Here is a 4,884-nt window from a genome sequence, read left to right as displayed (position 1 = left end):
ACGTTGCAGTGCAAGAATGGCAGCATTCCCGGCTTCGGTGGGCTGCCCACCTGCCCATACACTCGCCCGCCGCCAACGCGGGCTTCGGAGTATTCAAGTCATGCGCGTTGCATTTATCGGCCTGGGTGTCATGGGCTATCACATGGCGGGCCATCTCGCCGCCAAGGGCCATCRGGTCACCGTCTACAACCGCACGGCTGCCAAGGCCGAGCAGTGGGTCGCCGCGTTCGGCGGCAAGTCGGCCGCCACCCCGGCGCTGGCCGCGCAAGACGCCGAAGTGGTGTGCTCCTGCGTGGGCAACGACGATGACCTGCGCTCGGTCCTCACTGGCAAGGACGGCGCCTACAGCAACGCACCGGCAGGCTGCGTGTTCGTGGACCACACCACCGCCAGCGCCAATGTGGCGCGCGAGTTGTATGCCGCGGCTAGTGAGCGGGGCCTGCACTTTGTCGACGCGCCCGTCTCGGGCGGCGAAGTCGGCGCGCAAAAGGGCATCCTGACCATCATGTGCGGCGCCGACGAGGCCGTGTTCGGTCGGATCGAGGCAGTGCTGGGCGCCTATGGGCGCGCCGTCACCCGCATTGGTGGCTCCGGCGCGGGCCAGCTGGCCAAGATGGTCAACCAGATCTGCATCGCCGGCCTGCTGCAGGGCCTGTCCGAAGCCATTGCCTTTGGCGAGCGCGCGGGGCTGGACATGAAGGTAGTGCTGGACGTAATCAGCAAGGGCGCCGCTGGCTCCTGGCAGCTGGAAAACCGCGGCCCCACCATGATCGAAGGCAAGTTCGATTTCGGCTTCGCGGTGGACTGGATGCGCAAGGATCTGGGCCTGTGCCTGGACGAGGCGCGCCGCAACGGCGCCAGCCTGCCGGTCACCGCCGTGGTGGACCAGTTCTACGCGGACCTCCAGCAAGACGGCTGCGGCCGTGCCGATACCTCCTCGCTGATCAAGCGCCTGCGTTGATCCTGCGCTGACCGGCGGCTGCCGGGCACGTGCGCTACCCGCACCGCCGGCTGTTCTGTCGCCCATTTCCCGGTTGCCCCCCTTCCTGACGCCGCAATCRCAGCGTCATCCAATTCCTACATCCATATCAGAGGCCGTCTGGCTGGGCCGGACGGCGCGCCCAGCTATCTTGTCAGCATGGCAGGCGCGCCTGTTAGCGCCGTGCAGCATCATTCACGTAGGAGACCACTATGTTGAGACTGGCAAGCGCGCTCATCGCGAGCGCAGCGCTTCTGTTCGGATTGAACGGTTGTACCGCTACCGGCGCCGTGGCTGGCGGTGTGGCAGGCCATGAACTGTCGCACGGCAGCACCGCGGGCACCATCGGCGGCGCGGTGGCAGGCGGCATCATCGGTCACGAACTCGGCAAGTAAGCAGTAGTCAATTCCTCAGATTAAAAAAGCGCGCCGCATGAAGATGTGGCGCGTTTTTTATTATTTTCATCGCTGAAAGAATGACAGCGCCGCCGCACGGATTGGCGGGCAATGCATCAAGAGCGAGCTCAATACGACTTCGGCAAACCCAGCACGCGCTCGGCGATATGGCACATGATGAGCTGCGCGCTGACCGGGGCAATGCGCGGGATATACGACTCGCGCAGGTAACGCTCCACCTGGTACTCACGCGCATAGCCCATGCCGCCCAACGTCAGGACCGCGGTCTGGCAGGCCTGGTGCGCGGCCTCCGCCGCGAGGTACTTGGCGGTATTGGCTTCGGCCCCGCAGGGCTTGCCGTTGTCATACAGCCAGGCCGCTTTCCACACCATCATGTCGGCGGCCTCCAGCGCCATCCACGCTTGCGCCAGCGGATGCTGGATGCCCTGGTTCTGGCCAATCGGACGCCCGAACACGGTGCGCTCCTTCGCATAGCGCGTTGCCGCTTCCAGTGCCACGCGGCCAAGGCCGACGGCTTCGGCGGCAATCAGGATGCGCTCGGGGTTGAGGCCGTGCAGGATGTATTCGAAGCCGCGCCCTTCTTCCCCGATGCGGTCGGCCACCGGCACCGTCAGCCCGTCGATAAAGAGCATGTTCGAGTCCACCGCGGCGCGCCCCATCTTGTGGATCTCGCGCACCTCGATGCGCTTGCGGTCCAGCGCCGTGTAGAACAGGCTCAGGCCCTGCGTCGGCTTGGCCACCTTGTCCAGCGGCGTGGTGCGGGCCAGCAGCAGCATGCGGTCGGCCACCTGCGCGGTGGAGATCCAGATCTTGCGGCCGTCCACGCGATAGCTCGCCCCATCCGCCGACAACACAGCCTGGGTCTTGAGATGGGTGGTATCCAGCCCCGCGTCGGGCTCCGTCACAGCAAAACAGGCCTTCTCGGTCCCGGCGATCAGCGGCGCCAGCGCCGCCTCCTTCTGGCGATCGTTGCCGAACACCACCACCGGGTTGAGGCCAAACACATTCATATGGATGGCCGACGCGCCGGAGAAACCCGCGCCGGACGCCGACACCGTCTGCATGATCAGCGCCGCCTCGGTAATGCCCAGGCCGGCGCCGCCGTACGCTTCCGGCATCGCGATGCCGAGCCAGCCCGCCTGCGCCATGGCCTGGTGGAAGGCATGGGGAAACTTGCCTTCGTCGTCCAGCCCCGACCAGTAGTCGGCGCCGAAGTCGCTGCATAGTTGCGTCACCGCTTCGACGATGGCGCGCTGCTCGGGGGTTCTTTCAAAGTTCATGCCTACCTCATTCCGGCTGGATGCCAGCGTCCTTGACCAGCTTGGTCCACTTGACCAGCTCGCCGGCCACAAAGCCGGAGAACTGCTTGGGCGATTGCCCGAATGCCTCAAAGCCCAGCGCCTCGAAGCGCGGCGCGACGTCCTTGCTGGCGGCGATGCGCGACAGCTCGCGGTTGAGCCGCTCGACCACCTCCGCGGGCGCCTTCGCCGGCGCGAACACGCCATTCCAGGACGTAATGTCGAAGCCTTTCAGCTCAGGCGTGTCGGCCAGCGGCGGCAGTTCCGGCAGCAGCCGGCTGCGCTGCGCGGTGGTCACCGCCAGCGCGTGCAGCTTGCCCGCCTTCACGTTGGCAATGCCGGCCGCAACGTCGACAAACATCATCGGCACCTGTCCCGCGATCACATCGGTCATGGCCGGCGGCGTGCTCTTGTATGGCACGTGCAGCAAGTCCAGCCCGGCCATGCGCCCGAGCGTGGCGCCCGACACGATGCCGGTGCTGTTGCCGCTGGCGTAAGACATGCCCGGATGCGTGCGCGCATAGGCGATCAGCTCCGCCACGGTCTTGACCGGCAGCTTCGGGTTGACCACCAGCATGAACGGCAGGTTGCCCATGCGCGCCACCGGCGTGAAGTCGCGGATCGGGTCGTACGGCAGCTTCTTCATCAGCGAAGGGTTGGCCGAATGGGTCGTGTTGGTGGTCATGAACAGCGTGTAGCCGTCCGGCGCGGCCTGCGCGACGATCTCGGCGGCAATCGCGCCGTTTGCCCCGGGGCGGTTGTCMACCACCACATTGGTCTTGAGCGCATCGCCGAGCTCCTTGGCGGTGATGCGGGCCACCGCGTCGGTGCCGCTGCCGGCGGCGAACGGCACCACCATGCGGATCGGCTTGCTGGGATAAGCGTCGGCCGCCGCCGCGAACGGCGCCGTGGCGAGGCTCAGCAATGGCAGCGCCGCGCGCAGCAGCGTGGTGAGGCTTGGCATAGTGTTGTCTCCTGTTTTTTTGGCTAGCTATCTCGTTGTCGTGGATTAGCTTTGTTAGCTTTGTTTTTGCGATGCCCTCGGGCACCACGCCGCCTCACCGCGCGGTCTTCTCTTTGTAGTTCGTGTCCTTGACCAGCTTGGCCCAGCGCGCGGCGTCGTCGGCAATGATGGCGGCGAACTGCTCGGGCGTGCTGCCCACGGCCTCATAGTCGATGGCGGCAAGGCGCTCCTTGATATCCGGCATCGCGACGATCCGCACGATTTCCTGGTTCAGCCGGGTGACGATTTCCTTGGGCGTGCCTGCCGGTGCCAGCAGCCCGGCCCAGGAATTGAAGTTCATGCCCTGGATCCCCGCCTCCTGCATGGTCGGCACATCGGGCAGCGCCGGCGAGCGCTTGGGCGACAGCACGGCCAGCGGGCGCAGCCTGCCGGCCCGGATCATCGCCATCGAATTGAAGGGATCGATGGTCATGTCGACCTCACCCGCCACCACGGCCTGCATCTGCGGGCCGGTGCCCCGGTACGACACACTGACTACGTCCGGCGTGCCGGCGGTGGATTTGAATGTCTCCCCGATCAACTCGATCATGCTGCTGCCGGCCGACAGGCTCAGCGGACGGCTCTTGGCGCGGGCCAGCCCGACGAACTCCTGCACGGTCTTGGCCGGCACCGAGGGGTGGACCACCATCACAAAGCCGATGCTGCTGATCAGGCTGATGGGCGCAAAGCTCTTCAGCGGCTCGTAACCTGCCTTGTACAGCACGGGGCTGAGCGTCTGCGCGCCAGCGGTGTTGAGCAGCAGCGTATAGCCATCGGGGGCGGCACGCGCGACCATATCGGTACCGATGATGCCATTGGCGCCGGGGCGGTTCTCCACCACCACCGGCTGCTTCAAGGCCTCCGCCAGCCTCTGCGACACCAGCCGCGCCACCACGTCGGAGGCGCCGCCCGGCGCGAAAGGCACCACCATGCGGATCGGCTTGGCGGGATAGGTGCTGCTCCACGCCAATGCGGGCACGACGCTCCAGATAGCGGCGCAAGCGAGCAAACGGCGTCGGGAAGACAGTGTCATCGGAATCTCCTACCAGGCTTGAACAACAAACGTCGTATCGGGTGCGGGCACCCAGGCGGAATGGCGGCGCTCGGCAGCGTTCCTCAGGCGGGACGGATCACGCGCTCCGGGGATTCCTCGTAAGGCGGGGCGTAGATCACCAGCAGCTTCGCTTC

General features: G+C 66.1%; 5 protein-coding genes and 1 pseudogene. 2 read left to right on the top strand and 4 right to left on the bottom strand.

Annotated features, from left to right (window positions below):
- Positions 1–16 precede the first annotated feature (16 nt).
- Both AC1DS3_RS35180 and AC1DS3_RS35175 read left to right on the top strand, forming a co-directional pair.
- Positions 17–961, top strand: coding sequence for an NAD(P)-dependent oxidoreductase (locus tag AC1DS3_RS35180; protein ID WP_477129000.1), 945 nt, complete (start codon positions 17–19; stop codon positions 959–961).
- Between the two features lie 230 nt (positions 962–1,191).
- On the top strand, positions 1,192–1,374 hold the full coding sequence (locus AC1DS3_RS35175) for a glycine zipper 2TM domain-containing protein (RefSeq protein ID WP_441637645.1): 183 nt from the start codon (positions 1,192–1,194) through the stop codon (positions 1,372–1,374).
- 128 nt (positions 1,375–1,502) lie between these two features.
- Here the strand turns inward: AC1DS3_RS35175 and AC1DS3_RS35170 are convergent, their stop codons facing one another.
- From AC1DS3_RS35170 to AC1DS3_RS35155, 4 genes and pseudogenes are all read right to left on the bottom strand, one after another.
- Positions 1,503–2,675, bottom strand: a complete 1,173-nt coding sequence (locus tag AC1DS3_RS35170; protein ID WP_441637643.1) for an acyl-CoA dehydrogenase family protein — start codon at positions 2,673–2,675, stop codon at positions 1,503–1,505.
- Between the two features lie 7 nt (positions 2,676–2,682).
- Positions 2,683–3,657: a Bug family tripartite tricarboxylate transporter substrate binding protein gene (locus AC1DS3_RS35165; protein ID WP_441637641.1), complete on the bottom strand. Its 975-nt coding sequence runs from the start codon at positions 3,655–3,657 to the stop codon at positions 2,683–2,685.
- A 94-nt stretch (positions 3,658–3,751) separates the two neighbouring features.
- Positions 3,752–4,729: a Bug family tripartite tricarboxylate transporter substrate binding protein gene (locus AC1DS3_RS35160; RefSeq protein WP_477109292.1), complete on the bottom strand. Its 978-nt coding sequence runs from the start codon at positions 4,727–4,729 to the stop codon at positions 3,752–3,754.
- Between the two features lie 83 nt (positions 4,730–4,812).
- Positions 4,813–4,884 (bottom strand): annotated as a pseudogene (locus AC1DS3_RS35155) (cupin domain-containing protein); the annotation flags it as partial.

The organism is Cupriavidus sp. 01L46 (assembly GCF_056399905.1).
This window is presented reverse-complemented; position numbering and strand designations above follow the sequence as displayed.

Excerpts from the sequence above, each read along its gene's own strand:
- AC1DS3_RS35160 (WP_477109292.1), bottom strand. The coding sequence starts at position 4,729 with ATGACACTGTCTTCCCGACGCCGTTTGCTCGCTTGCGCCGCTATCTGG.
- AC1DS3_RS35170 (WP_441637643.1), bottom strand. The coding sequence starts at position 2,675 with ATGAACTTTGAAAGAACCCCCGAGCAGCGCGCCATCGTCGAAGCGGTG.
- AC1DS3_RS35175 (WP_441637645.1), top strand. The coding sequence starts at position 1,192 with ATGTTGAGACTGGCAAGCGCGCTCATCGCGAGCGCAGCGCTTCTGTTC.